Annotated in this window: 20 protein-coding genes; 14 read left to right on the forward strand and 6 right to left on the reverse strand. The window is 63.6% G+C overall.

Annotated features, from left to right (window positions below; genetic code table 11):
* Positions 1-92 precede the first annotated feature (92 nt).
* Positions 93-635 (forward strand): WYL domain-containing protein, encoded by a 543-nt coding sequence (locus E8E78_RS07935; RefSeq protein WP_049275520.1) that lies wholly within the window; start codon positions 93-95, stop codon positions 633-635.
* A gap of 96 nt (positions 636-731) precedes the next feature.
* Positions 732-1,667 (forward strand): cyclase family protein, encoded by a 936-nt coding sequence (locus tag E8E78_RS07940; protein ID WP_049275521.1) that lies wholly within the window; start codon positions 732-734, stop codon positions 1,665-1,667.
* 52 nt (positions 1,668-1,719) lie between these two features.
* On the opposite strand, the gene E8E78_RS07945 is transcribed toward E8E78_RS07940, so the two are convergent.
* The gene (locus E8E78_RS07945) at positions 1,720-2,373 is read right to left on the reverse strand and encodes an oxygen-insensitive NAD(P)H-dependent nitroreductase NfsB (RefSeq protein WP_016500424.1); all 654 of its coding nucleotides are present in this window, start codon (positions 2,371-2,373) and stop codon (positions 1,720-1,722) included.
* Positions 2,374-2,475: 102 nt separating this feature from the next.
* On the opposite strand from E8E78_RS07945, the gene E8E78_RS07950 reads away from it, so the two are divergent.
* The 3 genes from E8E78_RS07950 to E8E78_RS07960 are packed head-to-tail and all read left to right on the forward strand — an operon-like array spanning position 2,476 to position 4,913.
* On the forward strand, positions 2,476-3,399 hold the full coding sequence (locus E8E78_RS07950; protein ID WP_016486010.1) for a LysR family transcriptional regulator: 924 nt from the start codon (positions 2,476-2,478) through the stop codon (positions 3,397-3,399).
* Between the two features lie 48 nt (positions 3,400-3,447).
* Complete coding sequence (locus E8E78_RS07955) at positions 3,448-4,278, forward strand: AraC family transcriptional regulator (RefSeq protein WP_016500425.1); 831 nt, start codon at positions 3,448-3,450, stop codon at positions 4,276-4,278.
* A 50-nt stretch (positions 4,279-4,328) separates the two neighbouring features.
* Positions 4,329-4,913: a LysE family translocator gene (locus E8E78_RS07960; RefSeq protein ID WP_049275524.1), complete on the forward strand. Its 585-nt coding sequence runs from the start codon at positions 4,329-4,331 to the stop codon at positions 4,911-4,913.
* A 46-nt stretch (positions 4,914-4,959) separates the two neighbouring features.
* Here E8E78_RS07960 and E8E78_RS07965 read toward each other — a convergent pair whose 3' ends face one another.
* Positions 4,960-6,159: a sugar transporter gene (locus tag E8E78_RS07965; protein WP_041167785.1), complete on the reverse strand. Its 1,200-nt coding sequence runs from the start codon at positions 6,157-6,159 to the stop codon at positions 4,960-4,962.
* A gap of 204 nt (positions 6,160-6,363) precedes the next feature.
* On the opposite strand from E8E78_RS07965, the gene E8E78_RS07970 reads away from it, so the two are divergent.
* Positions 6,364-7,680, forward strand: coding sequence for a hypothetical protein (locus tag E8E78_RS07970; RefSeq protein WP_049275526.1), 1,317 nt, complete (start codon positions 6,364-6,366; stop codon positions 7,678-7,680).
* 141 nt (positions 7,681-7,821) lie between these two features.
* On the opposite strand, the gene calA is transcribed toward E8E78_RS07970, so the two are convergent.
* Positions 7,822-8,874 carry a vanillin reductase gene (gene calA / locus E8E78_RS07975; RefSeq protein WP_049275527.1) on the reverse strand — a complete coding sequence of 351 codons (1,053 nt, stop codon included), beginning with the start codon at positions 8,872-8,874 and terminating at the stop codon, positions 7,822-7,824.
* 181 nt (positions 8,875-9,055) lie between these two features.
* Between calA and E8E78_RS07980 the strand changes: the two genes are divergently transcribed.
* Positions 9,056-9,961, forward strand: a complete 906-nt coding sequence (locus tag E8E78_RS07980) for an AraC family transcriptional regulator (RefSeq protein ID WP_049275529.1) — start codon at positions 9,056-9,058, stop codon at positions 9,959-9,961.
* A 119-nt stretch (positions 9,962-10,080) separates the two neighbouring features.
* Here E8E78_RS07980 and E8E78_RS07985 read toward each other — a convergent pair whose 3' ends face one another.
* On the reverse strand, positions 10,081-10,680 hold the full coding sequence (locus E8E78_RS07985; protein WP_049275530.1) for a TetR/AcrR family transcriptional regulator: 600 nt from the start codon (positions 10,678-10,680) through the stop codon (positions 10,081-10,083).
* 91 nt (positions 10,681-10,771) lie between these two features.
* Between E8E78_RS07985 and E8E78_RS07990 the strand changes: the two genes are divergently transcribed.
* From E8E78_RS07990 to E8E78_RS08005, 4 genes are all read left to right on the forward strand, one after another.
* On the forward strand, positions 10,772-11,368 hold the full coding sequence (locus E8E78_RS07990) for an NAD(P)H-dependent oxidoreductase (RefSeq protein ID WP_049275531.1): 597 nt from the start codon (positions 10,772-10,774) through the stop codon (positions 11,366-11,368).
* Positions 11,369-11,490: 122 nt separating this feature from the next.
* The gene (locus tag E8E78_RS07995; protein ID WP_016500433.1) at positions 11,491-11,997 is read left to right on the forward strand and encodes a sigma-70 family RNA polymerase sigma factor; all 507 of its coding nucleotides are present in this window, start codon (positions 11,491-11,493) and stop codon (positions 11,995-11,997) included.
* Entirely contained in the window at positions 11,994-12,968 is a 975-nt protein-coding gene (locus tag E8E78_RS08000; RefSeq protein ID WP_049275532.1) for a FecR family protein, read from the forward strand. The genes E8E78_RS07995 and E8E78_RS08000 overlap by 4 nt, the downstream gene beginning before the upstream one ends.
* A gap of 93 nt (positions 12,969-13,061) precedes the next feature.
* Entirely contained in the window at positions 13,062-15,494 is a 2,433-nt protein-coding gene (locus tag E8E78_RS08005) for a TonB-dependent receptor (RefSeq protein ID WP_049275533.1), read from the forward strand.
* 7 nt (positions 15,495-15,501) lie between these two features.
* Here E8E78_RS08005 and thpR read toward each other — a convergent pair whose 3' ends face one another.
* Positions 15,502-16,047 carry an RNA 2',3'-cyclic phosphodiesterase gene (gene thpR / locus E8E78_RS08010; RefSeq protein WP_049275534.1) on the reverse strand — a complete coding sequence of 182 codons (546 nt, stop codon included), beginning with the start codon at positions 16,045-16,047 and terminating at the stop codon, positions 15,502-15,504.
* A gap of 158 nt (positions 16,048-16,205) precedes the next feature.
* On the opposite strand from thpR, the gene lpxO reads away from it, so the two are divergent.
* The 3 genes from lpxO (at position 16,206) to E8E78_RS08025 (ending at position 18,260) form a co-directional block, all read left to right on the forward strand.
* A complete protein-coding gene (gene lpxO, locus E8E78_RS08015) occupies positions 16,206-17,105 on the forward strand; it encodes a lipid A hydroxylase LpxO (RefSeq protein ID WP_049275535.1) in 900 nt (299 codons plus the stop codon).
* A gap of 162 nt (positions 17,106-17,267) precedes the next feature.
* Positions 17,268-17,612 (forward strand): carboxymuconolactone decarboxylase family protein, encoded by a 345-nt coding sequence (locus E8E78_RS08020; RefSeq protein ID WP_049275536.1) that lies wholly within the window; start codon positions 17,268-17,270, stop codon positions 17,610-17,612.
* 78 nt (positions 17,613-17,690) lie between these two features.
* On the forward strand, positions 17,691-18,260 hold the full coding sequence (locus E8E78_RS08025) for a GNAT family N-acetyltransferase (RefSeq protein ID WP_059395103.1): 570 nt from the start codon (positions 17,691-17,693) through the stop codon (positions 18,258-18,260).
* 132 nt (positions 18,261-18,392) lie between these two features.
* Here E8E78_RS08025 and E8E78_RS08030 read toward each other — a convergent pair whose 3' ends face one another.
* Entirely contained in the window at positions 18,393-19,139 is a 747-nt protein-coding gene (locus tag E8E78_RS08030; RefSeq protein WP_049275293.1) for an outer membrane beta-barrel protein, read from the reverse strand.
* Between the last annotated feature and the right edge of the window lie 87 nt (positions 19,140-19,226).

A 19,226-nucleotide genomic window follows, 5' to 3' on the forward strand; every position in this document is an offset into this window, starting at 1 on the left:
ACTTGGATCCCATTCTATGAGAGGGTATGCTGAGCAATAGCTATACGCCACTATCCAGGCAGGTTTGACGCCTGCCTTCAAGGACGAAGCCTTTGCCCAGCCACCCTACCCGCCACACCATTGCCCGCCAGTGGCAGCTGCTCAAGTTGCTGCCCGGCCGCCACCCCGGGATGAGCTCTACCCAGTTGCAGGCCGCCCTGACAACCGTGGGCCATACCACCAGCAAACGCACCGTCGAACGCGATCTGGTCGAGCTCGCCGCGTTGTTCCCGTTGCAGTGCAACAGTAAAGGCATGCCGTATGGTTGGTACTGGCAACCCGGCCTGAGCCTGAGCGAAGCGCAGCAGCTGCAACCCGACGTGCTTACGCCCCCGGCCCAGGTTGAACTGCATGCCTGGGTCGATGACGCGCTGGCCTTGCGCCTGCAGCAATCACCCCTGTCAGCAGACATGCAACTGACGCCGCAAGCGAGCGGCGGCGCCACGCTGGTGGCCACTGTTGACGACAACCGGGCGCTGATGGGCTGGCTGCTGTCCCAAGCAGGTTCTATCCGCATCCAGGCCCCGCAGGCACTGCGCGTGGCCATGCTCGAACAGTTGCGCCAGAGCCTGGCGCTGCACGAGGGTAGTTATTGACCGGCAGGCAAAAGTCATTGTCCCACGGGCCGCTTTTTCCCCAAGCCTGCCCTGCGCAGAATTCGCTCCTGACAACGCATTTTTCAGGAGTACTCGATGACATGCTTCAAGCCCTTGCTACTGGCCGTCGCCCTGGCGACCACTGCCCAGGCCACTTTGGCAGCCGACTGGCAGACCTCGCCCTACGGCAAACAGGATGAAATCGGCGCCGCCAACCTGCTCACCCCAGAGGTGGTCAAGCAGGCTGTCGGCCTGGTCAAGACCGGCAAGACCTACCCCCTGGCCGTGCCCGTGAGCAAGGACTTGCCGGCATTCCGCCACCGCAGCTTCCACCTTTACAACATCCAGCCCGGCGAACAGGCGGGCCAGACCCTGGGCCGCAACAAGTTCAGCTTCAACGATGAACTGGTCAACGGCTGGACCGGCGTCGGCACCCAGCTCAACGGCATCGGCCATATCGGCATCGACAACGTCTACTACAACGGCAACAAGGCGGCCGACTTCGTCACCGTCGAAGGCGTGACAAGGCTGGGCGTGGAGAAAGTACCGCCAATGGTCACCCGTGGTGTGGTGCTGGACATGACGGCCTACTACGGCAAGGCCATCGTCCCGGGCGGCACTGCGTTTACCGTCGCTGACATCAAGGCCGTGCTGAAGAAACAAGGCATTACCCTGCGCACGGGTGATGTGGTGCTGTTCAATACCGGTTGGCTGGAGCTGATCGGCAAGGACAACCAGCAATTCCTTGCCACCGAGCCAGGCATCGACCTGCCGGCAGCCGAATGGCTGGCGGACCAGGGTATCGTCGCCTTTGGTGGCGATACCTGGGCCTCCGAGGTGTACCCGAACCCGAGCGGCGAAGAGTTCCCGGTCAACCAGTTCATGCTGGCCAAACGGGGCATCTACAACCTGGAACTGATCGACACGCGTGCGCTGGTGCAAGACAAGGCGTTCGAGTTCCTGTTCGTGCTGGGGCAGCCGCTGTACAAGGGCTCGACCCAGGTGAACATCAACCCAGTGGCCATTCACTGATCGCCGGACTGGCTGGCTTTCGAAATGGGGGCCGCTTGCGGCCCTCGCAATCTCAGAGGAAGGTGAACACTTGCGAAGCCGGCAACCGTGACTTGTTCAACCCGGCGTTGAAGTCCGATTCACTGCGATAACCCAGGCTGAGGATCACCACGCTGGTAAAGCCACGCTCACGCAAGCCCAGCTCGGCATCGAGGATCTTGCTGTCAAAGCCCTCGATGGGTGTTGCATCCAGGCCATGTGCCGCAGCCCCCAGCAATGCCGTGCCCAAGGCCAGGTAGGTTTGCTTTTCCATCCAGTGCTGCACATCCTTATGGTCGTAGCGATGCAGGTTCACGTAGTGACGGCGGCTCTGGTTCTGCCCGGCACGCGCCTGTTCGTCACGGAAACGGCCATCGGCGGCCTCTTGATCGAGCACCGCATTCAGGTGCGCTTCGGTCATTTCGGTGCGGGTGCAGAACACGATCACGTGCGAGGCATCGAGCAGCTTCGGCGTGTTGTAGGCGTAACCCTCAGTCGTGCTTTTTGCCAGGCGGGCCTTGCCTTCGGCAGTATCGGCGACAATGAAGTGCCACGGCTGGGAGTTGACCGAGGACGGGCTGTGGCGCAGTTGTTCGAGCAGGGCATCGACAGTGGCCTGGGGAATGCGGCGCGAGGCATCGTAGGCTTTGGTGGTGTAGCGGCGCTTGGCCAGCGAGACGGTATCCATGACAACTCCGTGAATGAACAGTGGATTTGTCGCGTATCTTATCTTTCCCGCAGAAAAGAAAAACCGGCACAATGCAGCAACACTTTCATCGCCGGAGTGAAAATGCTGCGCATCGCCGACCTCGAACTGTTTGCCCGCAGCAGCGTACTGGGCAGCTTCACTGCCGCCGCCCATGAAGCCGGCTTGCTGCCGGGCCAGGTGGCCGCAGCAATCAAACGCCTGGAGCGCGACCTGGATGTGCGCCTGTTCGCCCGCACCACTCGCAGCCTGCGCCTGACCGCCGAGGGCGAGCGCTACCTGCCCACTGCGCTTAATGTGCTGGAAAGCCTGCGCCAGGGCCATGAAGACCTGCATGGCAACCCCAATACCCTGCGCGGCACCCTGCAGGTGTCGGCACCTTCCGACATGGGCCGCAACATGCTACTGCCCTGGCTCAGCGCCTTCCGCCGCGAGCACCCGGCATTGCAACTGCGCTTCTTCCTGTCCGACCAGATTGCCGACCTCAACCGCGACCCGGTGGATGTGGCCATCCGCTATGGCCTGAACCAGGATGCCAACTACATCGCTCTGCCATTGGCCGACTGGAACCGCAGAGTGCTGGTCGCATCGCCCGACTACCTGGCCCGCCACGGCCGCCCGCTCAGCCCCGACGCCCTGCAGCAACACGCCTGCCTGCTGTACATGCAGCACAACCGGGTATACGACAAGTGGCAGCTGGGCAACCGTACCGTGCAGGTGCGCGGGCCGCTGGTCAGTGACGATGCCGACGTCATCCGTCGCCTGGCCATTCAAGGCGAAGGCATCGTCTACAAGTCGTGGCTGGATGTCAGCGCCAACATTGCGGCCGGTGAACTGGAAATCGTCCTGCCCGAACTGCTCGGCGAACCTACCCCGGTCACCTTGGTATGCCCGCATCGCAAGCAGCTCACACCGGCGGTTTCGCAATTGCACCTGTGGCTGCGGGAGCGCTTCGAGGCCCTGCGTGATCGGGCACTGACCAACGGCTGCACAATCGTTCCAGACTGAGCCGAGGGGTTGCGCTAAGGTAGCCATTTAAGCCAACGGCACACGTTCATGAGCAACTGGATCGACCTCAAGCAAGACGCCGATAGCGGCATCGAGTCGGTCCGTGCGCATTTTGTCGGGCATGCCTACGACCCGCACTGGCACGACAGCTTCCTGGTCGGCGTGACCGAACAGGGCGTGCAGCAGTTCAATTGCCGCCGGGTGCGCCACCGCAGCACGCCGGGGCAGGTTTTCTTGCTCGAGCCTGGCGACATCCACGATGGCCTGGCGCCCACCGAAGAAGGCTTTACCTATTCCACGCTGTACCTGGAGCCCGCGTGGCTCGACCAACAGCTGCGGGCGCTGTTCGAGCACGCCCCGGGCGACAGCCTGCCCAGCTTCGCCGACACCCTGTGCCACGACGAACACCTCGCCCGGGCCACCGCCCTCGCCTTCCAGTCCGTGCACGACCAGGACTTGCGCATCGTCCGGCAAACGGCCATGGACGACCTGCTTGCCTGCCTGACCCGCCACATGCACTGGCGCCGACGCATCAACCCCGACCCACGCCTGCCGCTGACCGCCCAGCGCGCACGGGATTTCCTGCACGCCAACCTGGAGCACGACATCGGCCTGGAAGACCTGGCCCAGGCCTGCGGCATCGACCGCTTTCGCCTTACCCGTGCATTCAAGGCCGCATTCGGCATTGCACCGCATGCCTACCTGATCCAGCTGCGCCTGGCCCGGGCGCGGCGCCTGCTCGCCCTGGGCCAGACGCCTGCCGAAGTGGCCGTGGCCTTGGGCTTCGCCGACCAGAGCCACCTGGGGCGATGGTTCCGTCGGGCCTACCGGCTGACCCCTGCCGACTACCGCAGGCGCTGCTCAAACCTTCCAGACTGATCGCCTGCGGGCAGCGAGCATGGTGCTTCGAATTTCCGGAGCCATGAACCATGTCGCAGTCGTTGTTGCCCTTCATTCTGTTCGCCCTGGTGTCCAGCATCAGCCCGGGGCCGACTAACCTGTTGATCCTGGCCCATGGCGCGCGCGCGGGTTTGCGCGCGAGCCTGGCGCCAATCGTTGCGGCCTGTGGCGCAGCGGCGGCGATCGTGTTGATGGTGGGTCTGGGGCTGGGTGAACTGCTGCTGCGTCACCCCTTGGCCCAACAGGTGATGAGTTGGGCGGGAGTGTTGTGGCTAAGCTGGCTGGCGTGGAAGATGCTGCGCAGTGCCACCGCACCGCTGCAAGCGGCCACGGCGCAAGGGTTCAGTGCTTTGAGCGCCGCAGCGTTGCAGGTGGTGAACCCCAAGGTATGGTTGATGGCCGTGGCGGTGGTCGGGGTGTTTGCCGCGCCTTCGTTGCCGGTGTGGCAGTTGGCACTGGTGTTTTTACTCATAGCCCTGCCGTGCATGGCAGCGTGGGCAGTGCTGGGGGTGGGCAGCGCCCGCTGGTTGCAGGCACCGCGCCGGTTGCAGCTGTTCAACCAGGTGTTGGCGGCGGTGCTGTTGATTTCTGCCTGGGCTGCCGTACTGGCTTGAACGCCAAGCAGGTGCCCCACAGGTCTACAGGGGGAGCGGCCTTGGGTCAGTGTGTCAGCGCCTCGCGGAAGCGCCGCGTGCTGGCAACAGCCAGTACCAGCCCGACCACCGCAACGCTACCGCCCACCAGGCCGATATCGGCCACGTCCATCTGGCTGCTGACGATACTGCCCAGCAGCGCACCGCCACCAATCCCGATGTTGTAGATACCCGAGAACAGCGCCATGGCCACATCGGTGGCATCGGATGCCAGCTTCAACGTCTTGGACTGCAGCGACAGGCTGAAGCTGAGGATCGCCACACCCCAGAACATGCTCAGCACCGCAAACGCATAGAAGTTGCCCGACAGCGGCAACATCAGCAACAGGCACGCGGCGAGCAAGCCAATCGAGCCCACCAGAAAGCCATGGGGGAAACGGTCGCTGTAGCGGCTGAACAGCAACGAACCGAATACCCCGGCACCGCCGAACAGCAGCAACAAGAGCGTGGTGCGCTCACCGCCAATCTGCGCCACGTGCAGGGCAAACGGTTCGATGTAGCTGTAGGCGGTGAACTGAGCGGTGATCACCAGCGTCACCAGCAGGTAGGTAATCACCAGCGCCGGGCGCTTGAACAGGATTGGCAGGCTGCGCAACGAGCCCGAGTTCTGGCTGGGCAGCAGAGGCAGCGACTTCATCAGGCACAGCATGGTGGCCAGCGCGACCCCGGCAATGCTGAGGAAGGTCACGCGCCAGCCCAGCGCCTCACCCACCACGCGCCCCAGCGGAATGCCCAGAACCATGGCCAGGGTGGTGCCGGTAGCCAGCAGGCCCAGCGCCTTGGCCTGCTGGCCAGGTGGCGCCACGCGCACTGCCAGCGAGGCGGTAATGGCCCAGAACACCGCATGCGACAGGGCAATGCCGATTCGGCTGACCAGCAACATGGCAAAGCTCTGCGACAGCCACGACAACAAGTGGCTGACGATGAAAACCAGGAACACGAACAACAGCAGGCGCCGCCGTTCGATGTTGCGGGTCAGCAGCATCATCGGCAGCGAGGCCAGCGCCACCACCCAGGCATAGATGGTCAACATCAGCCCCACTTGGGCGGTGCTCATGTCGAAGCTGCGGCCAATGTCGCTGAGCAACGCCACCGGGACGAACTCGGTGGTGTTGAAGATGAAGGCCGCCAGGGCCAGGGCGATGACGCTCAGCCAACTGCCGCTGCCCGCCGTGGGCGGCATGTGGGTGGGTATGGGTCCGTTCATGGGTGGAAAACGCTTCTCCGCAGACAAGGCAACAGTTCGCACGCCAGCCACCGCTTGCAGGGGTGCCGACGTACGCGCTGTTATTGATAGGAATGCACGGCATGGTACGCGTCAACCCGGGGCCTCACAACCGCAAGGCAGGCAGAAGGAGTACCATGCGCGCTTTGTGTGAAACGCGCGTGCAACAAGGAGCCCGATCCGCTCATGGACAAGCAGCCCCCCCAGCAGCAGTGGCAGCAGGCAGTCACTGCCTATGCCCAGGCCGTCAACGACTACGTCGCGCAGGGCCGTGCGCAAGGCTGGGACAATCTTGAAGAGCCTCAGGCACCAGCTACCGGGCACCTGCTGGACGCCTGGCTGGCAGCCCTGCAGGCAGCCAATCACTCTGGCGCCGACGAACAACAGCGTCGAGCCTTCCGCGAGGCCTGGCCGCCTGCGCACCACCCCCTGGTACCGTTGCTCGAAGACCACGGCCAAGGCATCAGCAATGTCCTGCTGCTGGAGGATGGCAGCCTGCTGGCACGCATCGGCATGCCTTACGACAAGGGCCAGGTGGTGCGTATCGGCCACCAAGAGGTAACCCCGGTCATCGGTATCGAACACTTTGGCCGCTGCCCGGCCCGTCGCTACTTCGCCCTGGCCAACGCCGAAGGCGTGCGTGTGACCGATGGCTGGGGCGGCCCACACGTGCAGCGCCTGGCCTGGCCCACGGGGCTGGAGGGGTTGCCGCCAGGTTACCCGTTCGAGCCGTTCGACCTGCCGCCCACCCCGACCGCGCTGATCCCCTTCCCGGATGGCCAGCGTGTGCTGCTGGTGAGTGCCGAAGGTATCTTCGTGCTGTCCACCCAGGGTGCGACTCGCCTGCTGCCGCAGCAGACACGCGTGCTCGATGAGCTGGCCGAAGGCACCGACCCGGACGACATCAGCCTGGGGCTGAGCATGGAGCATGGCGCGGTGTCGGCGGATGGCCGGCTGATCGTGGTGGGTGAGCAAGGCAGCCGCCACCTGGTGCTGGACGCGCAACTCAGGCCGCTGGCGGACATCGGCCCTGGCAGCGAGTACCCGCACTTTGCGTTGTTCAACCGCACCGGTAACCATCTGGCCCTCAATGCCTGTCATTTCTACAGCGGCGCCACGCTGGGAGTAAACGTCGCCGATTTGCCGGGGCTGGAGACCGACTACTACAGCCAGGACCCACGTACCCCACTGCTGCAGGATGGCGCGCGGGTATACGCCGGGGTGGCGCGCGAGGGCGAGTACATTGTGGGTGATGCCTATGGCTACCTGCGGGCGTTTGGCGAGGACGGTACGGAGCACTGGCAGCATTACCTGGGCTCGACCATCAGTGCGATGGATATCAGCGCCGACGGGCAAACGCTGGTGGCGGCTAGCCACGCGGGGGTGGTGTCGGTGATTGCGCTGGATAGCGGGCGACCTGAATGGCAGATCGGCACCGGGGCACATGGCGAGGTGCGGCGGTGGTTGTTCTGGCGGGGTTGGGACAAAGCGATGGTCTGGTAACAGAACCAGGATCTTTTGCAGCCTGTACTGGCCCCTTCGCGGGTGAACCCGCTCCCACGGGACCGCACATAGCCTGAATGCCATGGTGCAACTGTGGGAGCGGGTTTACCCGCGAAGAGGCCAGTACAGGCAGCCGATCAATCAGCCTTGCAAGGTGGCCATGTCGATCACGAACCGGTACTTCACATCACCTGCGATCATCCGCTCATACGCCTGGTTGATATTGCGGATATCCAGCATCTCGATATCGCAACGGATGTCGTGCTCGGCGCAGAAGTCCAGCACTTCCTGGGTCTCGGCGATGCCACCGATCAACGACCCCGCCACCACCCGGCGCTTGAGCACCAGGTTGGCCGCATGCACGGGCGGGTCGATCGGTTCGATCAGGCCGACCAGGATGTGCACACCATCGAACTTCAGTGTTTCCAGATACGGATTGAGGTCGTGCTGCACCGGAATGGTGTCGAGCAGGAAATCGAAACGGCCAGCAGCGGCGCGCATCTGCTCGGCATCGGTGGACACGATCACATGGTCGGCGCCCTGGCGGCGGGCTTCCTCGGCCTTGGCCTGGGAACGGGTGAACAGGGTCACTTCCGCGCCCAGGGCCTTGGCCAGCTTGATGCCCATGTGGCCCAGGCCGCCCATGCCGAGGATGCCGACCTTGTGGCCCGGGCCCACGCCGTGGTGCTTGAGCGGCGAATAGGTGGTGATGCCGGCGCACAGGATAGGGGCGGCGCTGGGCAGGTCCATGCCGGCCGGGATGCGCAGCACGAAGTGCTCGCTGACCACGATGCTGCTGGAGTAACCGCCCATGGTGTTGCTGCCATCGACCCGGTCCGGGGTGGCGTAGGTCATGGTCGGGCCTTCCAGGCAATATTGCTCCAGGTCCTTGGCGCAGGCTTCACAATGGCGGCACGCGTCGACCATGCAGCCGACGCCAACCAGGTCACCGACCTTGTGCCCGGTGACCTTGGCGCCCACTGCGGTGACACGGCCGATGATCTCGTGGCCAGGCATCAGCGGGTACACGGCAATGCCCCATTCGTTGCGTGCCTGGTGGATGTCGGAGTGGCACACGCCGCAGTACAGGATCTCGATGGCGACGTCATCCGGGCGCGGGCTGCGGCGCTCGAAGGTCATGGGGGCCAGCGGGCTGGTCGGGGTTTGGGCGGCGTAACCGATGGCGGTATACATACAGGGCCTCGCAGTGAAGTGAAACGATTCAGTCGGCACATTCTGCGCGCCCAACTTCGCCGCGCCCACGGCTGATTCTCCGGCATGCATGCCTGAATCTCCGAAGATTTCATCCAACACCTGGCGCCACGCCTTCAATCTGCGATGATCAAGCTGTCTGATTCTCTGCCCTTGGTTCACCATGCAACTGACCCGTCACGTCGACGCCAATGCGCCGCTTTGCGCACTGATCCGCAGCCTCGCCACGCGCCCAGGCTTTGTGCCCACGCACCTGCCCCAGGTGCAGGTGCTGAGCTGGGACCACTATGTGGCCAGCAGCCCGCAGATCTACGAACCCAGCCTGATGATCCTGGCCCAGGGCAGCAAGCTGGCGCGCCTGGGGCCGCGCACCCTGGAGTACGGCGCCGGGCATTACCTGGTGCAGGCGTTGTCGGTTCCGTTCATGTGCGAAACCTTCGCCACCCCTGACGCGCCATTGCTGGGCGTGGCGGTGGACATCGACCGTGGCGTGCTAGGTGAACTGGTGCAGAGCATGGGCCTGGTGCCGGACGCTGCAGTACAGGCGCAAACACCGCAATCGATGACCTCCGCAGCACTGGATGCGCCAATGCGCGAAAGTGTGGAACGGCTGCTGCACTGCCTGCAGGACCCGCTTGACGCCAAGGTACTGGGCCCGGCGCGCGTACGCGAGGTGCTGTATACCGCGCTGCGCGGCCCGCAGGCCGGTGTGTTGCGAGCACTGGTGGAGCAACAGGGGCACTTCGCCCGCATCGGCGCCGCCCTCGCCCACCTGCGCCAGCATTACGCCGAGCCGCTTAGCGTGGAGGCACTGGCCGCGCGGGCCAACATGAGCGTTTCGACCTTCCATGAACACTTCAAGCGCTGCACCGACATGGCACCGATGCAGTACCTCAAGCGCTTGCGGCTGCTCAAGGCGCAGCAGATGCTGATCGGCGAAGGCCTGGGGGTGGCGCAGGCAGCGCACCGGGTGGGTTACCAGAGCACCTCGCAGTTCAGCCGCGAGTACAAGCGCCAGTTCGAGCGCAGCCCGGGGGATGAACAGCCCTATCAGAGCTTGCCTGTGTAGCGAAGCCATGCTCGATCACTGTGGGAGCGGGCGCGCCCGCGAAGCAGACAACGCGGTGGATGGCACCGGCTATGCCGGTGTTTGCGGGCGCGCCCGCTCCCACAATGGTCGCATGCGCTTCATGTTTGCCGCTCGACCATGGCGATGATGGCGGCCTTGAGCTCAGCCTTGGCCTGCCCGGCTTCCAGCTCTCCCGCTGCAGCCGCCTGGGACAGCGCATCCGCTGCCCCCACCAGCAGGCGCATGCCGGCAGCCCCTACATTGCCGCTGGGCGAAAACCCGGCCAAGGCTTCGCTGCACTTGTCCAGGAACGGCTGTTCGTACGCCCGTTTCAGCGCCTCCATTTCCGGCGACCCGGCCAGCGCTGCCGACACCCCGGGTATCTCCCGGCCCTGGCTCATCACGCAGTCCACGTAGGCCTCGGCAATCACCCGGGCGCGGCTGGCCAGGCTGGCTTCACAGCTGGCCAAGGCTTGCGCCAGCATCTGCGACTGACGCGCATCGTATTCCTGGTACAGCGCCAGCAGCAGCCCGTTGCGGGTCTCGAAATGGTCGTAGACCACCGGCTTGGTCACCCCCGCCTGTTCAGCCAGGCGGCCCAGGCTCAAGGCATCGGTACCCTCCTCCCGCACCAATTGCCAGGCCATATCCAGCAACTGCCTGCGTCGGTCGTCGCGGCTCAGGCGCTTGCGCGAACGGGCTTGATCATCGCTTGACATCGATTACCTACCAAAAGTAACTTACTAAGCGTAACTTACCTGGAGTATATAACGCTTCAGGCTACCCTGCATCGTTGAATGGAGAGGCACCATGCACGCCCTGATCGTCGTCGGTCACCATGACCCGCAATCCCTCACCCACGCGCTGGCCCGGCAGGTTGCCGACGGCCTGGCAAGCGTCGGCCACAGCAGCGAAATCGCCGACCTGGCCAGCGAAGGCTTCGACCCCCGCTTCAGCCTGGCAGACCATGCCGTGCACCGACGGCTGGCAGCACCGCCGGCCGATGTACTCAACGAGCAGGCACGCATCGAGCGCGCCGATGCCCTGGTGCTGGTCTATCCGATCTACTGGTGGTCACTGCCAGCTTTGCTCAAGGGCTGGGTCGAGCGGGTATTCAGCAACGGCTGGGCGTTCGACTATGACGAAGGCACCACGATCAAGAAACTGCGCGGCATGAAGGTTCACCTGATCGGCGTCGCGGGTGCCGATACAGGCACCTTCGAACGGCACGGCTATGGCGAGGCGATGCGCGTGCAGATCGAGCACGGCATCTTCGACTATTGCGGCGCCGAGGTACTCAGCTCCACCTTGCTGGATGACAGCGAAGGGGCTGACCAGGCCGCCCATTTGCACCACGCACTCGCTTTGGGCAAAAAACTGTTTGCAGATTGCCAGGCCGCAGCCTGAACTGTGCGCAGTGCCGCTACTCAAGTAGCGGCACCTCGGTTCTGTACACCCGCCCATTGCAGGAAATCAGACGACCCGGCTACCATTGAGAACGATTCACACTCACAACCGGAAGCCAGGCGTTGGACAGCACATCGACCCGTAAACTGGGCTTTTTCTTCAGCGACCACCATCGCTGGTTGCTCCAGCACATCCAGAAACGCCTGCGCAACCACGCCGACGCAGAGGACACTGCCGCCGAAACGTTCTGCCAGATGCTCGGCGCACGTGTCGACCCAGACAGCATTCAGCAGCCTCGCGCCTACCTCACTGTCATCGCCCGTCGGCTGATCTTTGACCGCCATCGCCGTCGCCAGCTCGAGCAGGCCTACCTGGAACACCTGGCGCGGTTGCCTGAGGCCGTCGCACCATCGGCCGAGGAGCAACTGCTGCTGATCGAGGCCCTGGTGAGCATCGATGAGGCACTGGACGGCTTGCCGGCAGTCGTCAAAGCCACCTTCCTCTACAGCCAGCTCGACGGCATGCACTACGCCGACATCGCGGCAAAGCTGCAGATCAGCGAACGCTCTGTCAGCCGCTACATGAAACAGGCGCTGCGCCAATGTTACCTGTGCGAGGTGCAGGCATGAGCAGGCCTGCCCTGGACCGGGTCAGCGAGCAAGCCATCGACTGGATGGTCGAGCTCAGGGCTGCTACGCCTGACCCGGCGCTGCTGCAACGGGTCAGGCTGTGGCTGCAGCAAGACCCCGCTCACCAACAGGCCTGGAACCGCCTGGAGCAACGCCTTGGCCATCCGTTCGCCGCGTTGCTCGCCCTGGATCAGCGGGCCCCTGGCCAAGCAGCAGAGGCACGCCGATTGCTGATGCAGCCTACTCGCTCACGGCGTGACGTACTTGGCGCGATGGCCAGCTTGGGGCTGTTCGGCGCGACGCTGTGGGGTGGATGGCGCAGCGACACCACCCAAGGCTGGCTGGCCGATTTGCACACGGGCCGTGGCGAGCGGCGCAGTTTTACCTTGGCAGACGGCAGCCGCCTGAGCCTGAACAGTGCCAGTGCGGTCGACGTGCAGTTCGATGGCGGGCAGCGGCTTCTGATGCTGCGTCACGGCGAGTTGCTGATCCAGGTTGCGCGCGATCCGCTGCGCCCCTTGCGCGTGCGCACCGCGCAAGGGCAAGTGCAGGCGTTGGGGACGCGGTTTCTGGTCAGCCAGGAGCAGGACGCCACACGGGTCGTGGTGCTGCAGCACAGCGTCCGCGCCAGTCTCGCCGATGGGCAGTGGGCGGAGCTGCAGCAGGGGCAGGCTGCCCTGCTACGGAACAACACCATCGAGCGGCTGACAGGCGAGCAACAGCAACGCGCTGCATGGCTGGAGGGCCGCCTGGAGGTCCTCGACCAGCCTCTGCATGTGGTGGTCGACGCGCTGCGCCCCTACCAGCGCGGCTACATCCGGCTCGCCCCCGCGGCACGCGACCTGCGGGTGCAGGGCGTATTTCCTCTGGACCAGCCACAGCAGGCGTTCAAGGCGTTGGCCGAGGCCCTGCCAATCAGCGTGGAGCGCTATGGCCCGTGGCTGATGTTGATCGACCTGAAACCCGCTTGATAAAAATATTTATCAAAATCATTCGCAATCGTGGCAAGTTTTCTTTGCTCGTCCCACATACCTCCTGACAGCCACTTCATTCGGGAGTAATCCGTGTACAACCCCTTGCCCCGCGCCCTGCCCCTGGTCGCTGCCCTGGCCAGCTTCAACGTGCTTGCCCAGGCGCAAACCCAAGTGTTCGACCTGCCACCCGCCAGCCTGGCTCACACGCTCAACCGCATCGCCAGCCAGAGCGGCCACATCATCGCGCTGGAGCCAGCACTGGTGCGCGGCAAGCAGGCACCTGCCGTGGTCGGCCAGATGAGTGCCGAGCAGGCCATGCAAGCTGCGCTGGCCGGTAGCGGCTTGCAGTTGCGGGTTTCCGCCGAGGGCCATTTCAGTGTGGCGCCCGGCAACCTGGGCAGCGACGTCATGGAGCTGGGCAGCACCAGTATCACCGACAACTATGTGGACGCAACCAGCGAAGGCACCGGGTCGTATGCCGCCCGCGCGGTGACCCTGGGCAAAGGCACGCACACCCTCAAGGAGATTCCCCAGTCGGTCACCGTCATCACGCGCAAGCAACTGGATGACCAGGGCATCACCGACTTGCAGGACGCGCTTAACCACACCACGGGCATTGTCGGCGCACAGGGCATTGGCCCGGGCGTGGTCGTGACCTCGCGTGGTTTTCAGATTGATGACTGGCAATACGACGGTGTGCCGATCCCGCGAAACAACTATTCGCTGGGCAACTGGGCCACCCAGGACCTGGTGTTCTTCGACCGGGTTGAAGTGCTGCGCGGTGCTTCAGGCTTGTTGCAAGGCACCGGCAGCCCAGGTGGCGCAATCAACCTGGTGCGCAAGCGTGGCCAAACGGCGCCGACCGTTACGCTGACAGGCAAAGCTGGCTCCTGGGACCACTATGGCCTGCAGCTGGATGCCGGCGGCCCGCTGACGACCGACGGCCGTGTGCGCGGGCGGCTTGTCGCTGACGAAGACCAAAGCGACAGCTTCATCGACTATGTCTGGAGCAAAAGCCATTCGTTGTATGGCGCCCTGGACATCGACCTGAACGACGCGACCACGGTGGGCGGCGGTATCAGCTACAACCGTCAGCAGTCCCGGCCGATGCTGCGCGGCCTCCCACGCTACGCCAGTGGCAAACCGGTCGACCTGCCGCGTTCGACTTACACCGGCGCCCGCTGGAGCCGCGCAGAAACCGACGTCACCACGTACTACCTGGACCTTGAACACCGCTTCAACGATGACTGGACCTTCAAGGCCGCAGCCGTGCGCATGGATGAAACAAACACATCCACCCACCAGCGCGTGCAGAGCACCCGCCAGGGCGTTGCGCCTGACGGCAGCGGCATCACCTACGCCGACTGGCTCACCGATTTTCACTCGACCAAGCTGGGCCTGGACATGAACGTGGTGGGCCACTTCGATACCGGCCCACTGGCCCATGAAATCACCGTGGGCGGCAACTACTCGAAGCTGACCTCGGATGACGCCTACTGGCGCAATTTCGATGCCGGCGGCAACATCTTCGACATCGACCATGACCGCCCGGAACCCAGCCGCGACAGCGTCTTCGAGGGCGAACTGGCACGTGCCAACAGGGCCAGCTACGACATCCGCCAGAAAGGCCTGTACGGCGCCTGGCGCGTCAAACCCACCCAGGACCTGACGTTGGTCCTTGGCTCGCGCGTTAGCTGGTTCGACTACAGCTGGGACTCGATCGACTTCGACAGCCTGACCGACCCCGGTACCCGCTACCCGACCAGCCGCATGACCGAAACGGGCCAAGTCACCCCCTATGCAGGCTTTATCTACGACTTGACCCGCGAATGGGCATGGTACGCCAGCTACACCGACGTGTTCGTACCGCAAACCGAACGCGCCGTGGGCAATACGCCGCTCAAACCGGTGATCGGCAGCAACTACGAAACGGGCTTGAAGGGCGAACTGTTCGACGGTCGGGTCAACGCCTCGATCGCATTGTTCCGCTACGACCAGGAAAACCGCGCCGTCACCGACGTAGCCTCGGGCTTCGCCTGCGATGACTGGTACTGCTCCACCGCAGCGGGCAAGGTGCGCAGCCAAGGCGTCGAAGCCGAAATCAGCGGCGAAGTGCTGAGTGGCCTGCAACTGTTCGCAGGCTACACCTACAACACCACCAAGTTCCTCGATGACCCTGACGACAAAGGCCGCACCTTCAGCCAGTGGACACCCAAGCACATGCTGCGTGCATGGGCCGATTACACCCTGCCACTGGACGGCCAGCGCTGGAGCACCGGCCTGGGCTTCACCACCCAGAGCCACACCCTCGGCTACGAGCGTACCTACACCGTGCCTGGCTATACCGTGTGGAGCGCACGCCTGGCCTACCAGCTAACCCCCGAAGTGAACCTTGCCGTCAACGCCAACAACCTGTTCGACAAGAAGTACTGGGTTGCAGGCTTCAACCAGCTCAATGGCAGCAACAACTATGGCGAGCCACGCAACTTCATGTTGACGGTCAAGTACACCCCGCAACTCTGACCCCAGGTCAGTCTGCCAGCGGCCACTGCGCCAAGGGCCAGTAAGCGCCCTTGCGCGACTCGTAGAGCGTGAAATGGCGAGCCGCGAGGTAGAACTCCGGCGCGCTGCTGGCCTCGGGTGGTTGCCCGCGGTAATCCCTGGACAAGGTCAAGTGTGGCCGATACTCACGGTTGGCCGCCTCCACCCCCAACGGCAGCAGTGCCTGCTGCAAGCCGTACACCAGTTGCAACAGGGCTGGCGGTGTCTGCTGTGGCTCCAGCACCAGCGCGCCGGCCCGCTGCCACACCTGCAAGCGGTCAAGCAAAAGCCGCGGTGCCATGGCCGGCAGCGCCAGTTGATCGACTGCCGCACAGATCGCAGGCACCTGGGCAGTATCTACATCGCCGAGGAACAACAGCGTGACGTGGAAGTTGGCCGCCGGCACCGGTTTGCCGCTGCGCAGGCCCAGCCCACGCCGCCACTGGGCCAAGGCCCGGCGCTGGGCATCGCTGACCGGCAAGGCGAAAAACAGCCGTTTGAACGGGCTACCGCTGGGGCGTATATCCTGAACCATACCAACTCCATGACGTGAAACGTTTGCGCAAGACTGTAGGGTATTACACCAATGTCGCCCCGGCGTTTCGTAACAATAAGTACAAACTACCCCCATGATTGTTTATGCTGGCGGGCTTATGCCATGGCGCATGGCCATTTTTCGACAAGTAAACGTCCATGAAAATTGCACTCGTACTTATCTTCGCCCTCTCGATTGCCTACGTGCACCTGCGCGGTCGAGTTCGCCACAAGTTGACCCGCCAGCTGGGCGACCACTCCAGCTTCCTGGCACCGGTCAACAGTTTCCTGTACCTGTTTTCCAAGCTCCCGGCCAAGCCTTACTTGCCGGTCGAAGCCTTCCCCGAACTGAAGCCGCTGCAGGACCACTGGCAGGAAATCCGCGAGGAAGGCCGCCAGTTGCTGCACGTGGGCGAAATCAAGAAGTCCGACAATTACGATGACGTCGGTTTCAACTCGTTCTTCAAGACCGGGTGGAAGCGCTTCTACCTGAAGTGGTATGGCGAAAGCCACCCGTCGGCGATGGCCCTGTGCCCCCGCACCACCGAGCTGCTGCAAAGCATCGGCACGGTCAAGGCCGCCATGTTCGCCACCCTGCCACCGGGCGCCAAGCTGGTGCGCCACCGTGACCCGTATGCCGGCTCTTACCGCTATCACCTGGGCCTGGACACGCCCAACGACGACGGTTGCTACATTGACGTGGACGGCGAGAAGTATTCCTGGCGCGATGGCGAGGGTGTGATCTTCGACGAAACCTACATCCACTATGCGGCGAATACCACCGAGCACAACCGCATCATCCTGTTCTGTGACGTCGAGCGCCCGCTCAAGTACCGCTGGGCAACTGCGTTCAACCGCTGGTTCAGCCGCAACGTCATGGCCGCCGCCGCCGCGCCTAACGGTGACGGCGACAAGACCGGCGGTATCAACCGCTTGTTCACCCGCATCTACAAGATTCGTGAACGCGGCAAGGCGCTGAAAAAGCGCAACCGCATGCGCTACTACCTGGAAAAGTGGGCAGTGGTTGCGGCGCTGGTGCTGGTGTTCATCTACATCTGAATGCTCAGCGCGCTCCTGCAAGGTGCTGCGGCAGCATGAGTGATGGTGCAAGACAGTTGCCCTCACAAGTACTGCTGCACACCCACCAAAGTACAAGCCTCGCTCCTGCCACTCTTCGACTAGCCTGAAAGCTCCACTCGCAACCACCACAAGGTGAAGACGATGAGCATGATGGACTGGGACGCCTATCGTAAGCAGTTGATGGCCGGCATCAGCGATCTCAAGCAACTCTCCCCCGACACCGTGGCCGGTTACATGACCGCCAGCGGTGCAGGAGCCAAGACCAACCACCTCGACGCCAAGACGCGTGAGTTGATCTCACTGGCCGTGGCCGTGACCACCCGTTGCGACGGCTGCATCGCCGTGCATTCGCAGCAGGCGGTCAAGCACGGTGCCAGCCGCGAGGAAATTGCCGAAGCCCTCGGCGTGGCCGTGGCGATGAACGCCGGTGCGGCGCTGGTGTACTCGGCGCGGGCCATGGATGCGGTGGGCAAGGCCAACGACTAGGCACAAACGGCGTCGTCGCCCTTGCGCGACGGCGCCGCGCCCCACAGACTTGGCGGCCCAGCCCTTGCAGGAACCCGCATGATCCACATTCGCCCCATGACAGCCGAAGACTTCGAGCGCTTCTGGCCCACCTTCCAGGCCATTGTCCAGGCTGCTGAAACTTACGCATACGACCCGGCCCTGAGCATCGATCAGGCCCGTCAGCTGTGGCTGGAGCTGCCATTGCACACGCTGCTGGCCGAAGAGGATGGCGAGCTGCTGGGTTCTTATTACCTGAAGGCCAATGCCGCCGGGCCTGGCGCGCACGTGGGCAACTGCGGCTACATGGTGTGCGAACAGGCACGAGGCCGGGGCGTGGCGCGCCTGATGTGCGAGCACTCGCAGAAGCTGGCACGCCAAGAGGGCTTTCTGGCCCTGCAGTTCAACTCGGTAGTGGCCAGCAATGAAGTCGCGGTGGCACTGTGGCACAAGCTGGGCTTCGAAACGGTCGGGCGTTTGCCCAAGGCTTATCGCCATGCCCGCCTGGGGCTGGTGGACTGCCTGGTGATGTACAAGTGGCTGGCGGATGAGCCGGTGGTGGAGAAGCCGCCACTGCTGATCGGGCGCAAGAATATCGAGGCACGGGTGTCGCGGCGTCGCGGGCGCTGATCTTCTCTCGCAGGCTCGGCCCCTTCACGGGCTTGCCCGCTCCCACAGCAAACCCACTCACCTCGGGGTACGTGGAGATCCTGTGGGAGCGGGCAAGCCCGCGAAGAGGTCGGGCCTGCTAAACGCTCAGTTTCAGAAGGCCAGGCCCACCTTCACCCCAAACTCGTCACGCTTGAGCTTGGTGTTGTCTGCTGCTGGCGAATCTTCATCCAGCTTGTATTCGGTGCGGGTGTAGTAAACACCCGCCTGCACCGGCATACCGCCCTGCTGGTTCATCAGCAACGTCACTTCGGCATACGGGTTGGTGCGGTCTTTCAGGTCGACCGTGTCGCTACCAAAGTCGTCAACCTTCAGCCGCGCGCGGCCGTCCAGGGTGTGGCGTGCCCCAACTTCCACGCGCAAGGTCGAGGCGTCGAACTGGTGGTTGTAGCCCAATGCCGCTTTGGCAAAGGGCGATTTCACCGTGAGCTTGGTATCGAGGTCGTTGATTTCCGGTTCGAAGCGCGACCAGCTGTAACCGCCGCCCACGGTCACGTCGACAAAGTTGCGAGCGTCCAGCGCCGCACGCCAGCCAAGGTCAAGTTCGGCCTGGGCCTCCTTGAGCTTGTTGTCGTTCTTCTTGCCGAATTTGGCTTCGGCGCCGAGCTGGTAGATGAAACCGGATTCGGCTGTCAGCTTGTTGCCGAAGGTGGCGAACACGCCGCCCTGGCCCATGTGTTCCTTGTCGCTTTCACTGCCACCTTCAAACTTGAACTTGTCGTAGGCGCCCTGCAGACCAAGTGTGAACAGCGGGTCGGTGCTGGGCGCGGCGGTGGCGGCCAGCGGCGCGGCGATCAGGGCGAGCAGGCAGGTGTGGCGCAACAGTTGACGAGCAGACATGCGGGAAGTCTCCATGACTTGATAACGAAAGGCGAACGTGCGGTTCGAGACAAACGCCGCGAAAAAAGTTCGAAAAAAAATCAGTAA

It is taken from the genome of Pseudomonas sp. BN505 (genome assembly GCF_029873175.1).
Taxonomy (GTDB): domain Bacteria; phylum Pseudomonadota; class Gammaproteobacteria; order Pseudomonadales; family Pseudomonadaceae; genus Aquipseudomonas; species Aquipseudomonas putida.

What these genes read in the sequence shown, in the direction of transcription:
- E8E78_RS07980 (WP_049275529.1), top strand. Translation starts at nt 9,056, where the DNA reads ATGCAACTGACCCGTCACGTCGACGCCAATGCGCCGCTTTGCGCACTG.
- E8E78_RS07940 (WP_049275521.1), top strand. Translation starts at nt 732, where the DNA reads ATGACATGCTTCAAGCCCTTGCTACTGGCCGTCGCCCTGGCGACCACT.
- E8E78_RS08000 (WP_049275532.1), top strand. Translation starts at nt 11,994, where the DNA reads ATGAGCAGGCCTGCCCTGGACCGGGTCAGCGAGCAAGCCATCGACTGG.
- E8E78_RS07985 (WP_049275530.1), bottom strand. Translation starts at nt 10,680, where the DNA reads ATGTCAAGCGATGATCAAGCCCGTTCGCGCAAGCGCCTGAGCCGCGAC.
- E8E78_RS07965 (WP_041167785.1), bottom strand. Translation starts at nt 6,159, where the DNA reads ATGAACGGACCCATACCCACCCACATGCCGCCCACGGCGGGCAGCGGC.
- E8E78_RS07945 (WP_016500424.1), bottom strand. Translation starts at nt 2,373, where the DNA reads ATGGATACCGTCTCGCTGGCCAAGCGCCGCTACACCACCAAAGCCTAC.
- E8E78_RS07950 (WP_016486010.1), top strand. Translation starts at nt 2,476, where the DNA reads ATGCTGCGCATCGCCGACCTCGAACTGTTTGCCCGCAGCAGCGTACTG.
- thpR (WP_049275534.1), bottom strand. Translation starts at nt 16,047, where the DNA reads ATGGTTCAGGATATACGCCCCAGCGGTAGCCCGTTCAAACGGCTGTTT.
- E8E78_RS07960 (WP_049275524.1), top strand. Translation starts at nt 4,329, where the DNA reads ATGTCGCAGTCGTTGTTGCCCTTCATTCTGTTCGCCCTGGTGTCCAGC.
- E8E78_RS07970 (WP_049275526.1), top strand. Translation starts at nt 6,364, where the DNA reads ATGGACAAGCAGCCCCCCCAGCAGCAGTGGCAGCAGGCAGTCACTGCC.
- E8E78_RS07955 (WP_016500425.1), top strand. Translation starts at nt 3,448, where the DNA reads ATGAGCAACTGGATCGACCTCAAGCAAGACGCCGATAGCGGCATCGAG.
- E8E78_RS08025 (WP_059395103.1), top strand. Translation starts at nt 17,691, where the DNA reads ATGATCCACATTCGCCCCATGACAGCCGAAGACTTCGAGCGCTTCTGG.
- E8E78_RS07990 (WP_049275531.1), top strand. Translation starts at nt 10,772, where the DNA reads ATGCACGCCCTGATCGTCGTCGGTCACCATGACCCGCAATCCCTCACC.
- E8E78_RS08020 (WP_049275536.1), top strand. Translation starts at nt 17,268, where the DNA reads ATGAGCATGATGGACTGGGACGCCTATCGTAAGCAGTTGATGGCCGGC.
- E8E78_RS08030 (WP_049275293.1), bottom strand. Translation starts at nt 19,139, where the DNA reads ATGTCTGCTCGTCAACTGTTGCGCCACACCTGCCTGCTCGCCCTGATC.
- lpxO (WP_049275535.1), top strand. Translation starts at nt 16,206, where the DNA reads ATGAAAATTGCACTCGTACTTATCTTCGCCCTCTCGATTGCCTACGTG.
- calA (WP_049275527.1), bottom strand. Translation starts at nt 8,874, where the DNA reads ATGTATACCGCCATCGGTTACGCCGCCCAAACCCCGACCAGCCCGCTG.